Origin of the sequence: Novacetimonas pomaceti (genome assembly GCF_003207955.1) — a bacterium.
In the GTDB taxonomy this organism is placed as follows: domain Bacteria; phylum Pseudomonadota; class Alphaproteobacteria; order Acetobacterales; family Acetobacteraceae; genus Novacetimonas; species Novacetimonas pomaceti.
Genome location: NZ_NOXG01000100.1, coordinates 1 through 1,081, shown reverse-complemented (window position 1 = coordinate 1,081; position 1,081 = coordinate 1). Strand labels below are relative to the sequence as shown.

Annotated in this window: 1 protein-coding gene; it reads left to right on the top strand. The window is 53.1% G+C overall.

Going from position 1 to position 1,081, the window contains the following annotated elements; all coding sequences use genetic code 11:
• Nucleotides 1-312: 312 nt before the first annotated feature.
• The gene (locus CFR71_RS15800; RefSeq protein WP_306308847.1) at nucleotides 313-627 is read left to right on the top strand and encodes a type II toxin-antitoxin system PemK/MazF family toxin; all 315 of its coding nucleotides are present in this window, start codon (nucleotides 313-315) and stop codon (nucleotides 625-627) included.
• Nucleotides 628-1,081 lie beyond the last annotated feature (454 nt).

Genomic DNA, 1,081 nt, shown 5'->3' with positions numbered 1-1,081 from the left:
GCATCGGGTTTTCTTATAGCTTACGAAAATTTCTTTTGTGCAAAACAGACTTTTTCATAATCTAACCCGATGTACAACCCTTCTGTGAGATTTCCGCGTCGAGTTATCATTGCGCCAGTTCGCGCCACACTGCTCAAACTGGAAGATCTCGTCGCCGGGATTACCGATCTGAACGGGCATGATGAAATTGACTTTGGACAGTCTGTAGGTGACGAAAGCTGGTGAACACCAAATCGCAGGTCACGTGGGTTCCGGACTGCGGCGACATTGTCTGGTTGGAATTTGATCCCTCAGCCGGGGCGGAAACGGGCTGTGCATCGGCCTGCGGTGCTTCTCAGCCCTGCAAGTTATAATGCCAAAGCGGGGATGACGCTTTGCTGCCCCATGACCACTAAAATCAAAGGCTATCCGTTTGAAGTAGCCGTAGTAGTAAAACCCGCCAGTGTGGTCCTCTCTGATCAGGTGAGAAGTCTGGACTGGCGGATGCGGAACGCGAAGCTCAAAGGAAAGGTCTCGGCAAAGGAAATTGAGGCAGTTCGTCAGCATGCCAGATTACTGGCTGGCCGAGGAAAACAGGGAAGCCCGAACATTTCTATGTATTCAAACATGTCCTGCCGGACTTCTTAATATGTGTTGTAGGTTCGACGCTCCATGCGCTTGTCTGATGAGCGATCAACCACGTTCTACGCCGACATACAGGGCAACGTTGGCCTCTGCGCCAGAAAACGGAAACATGAGATGTGCAGCACAGCCGAACAGGGTCACGTTCGGTTGCGGCTGCCAGCACATTCCTGGCGGTAGGTTGCTATACGTTAGCAATGGCACCGGGCTGTGGTCGGGTTTTGTAATCTAATTGGGCAGGGGTGTGAAATCACCTGTTTCAGTCTGGGTGCGGGGTGAGTCTGGAGCCTTATCCTGACGCCGATGAGCGTTCAAAACGCCGGGTACCGGCTAGACGAGCCATCAGCCCGCATATGAGTGCGGCTGCACAACGCGGGCCTATGTATGATACCGGTGATCGGGTTGAAAAAGGCAGAGCTGGGTACCGAGGGCACGACAGCATCATGTCCGTCCGTAGCAA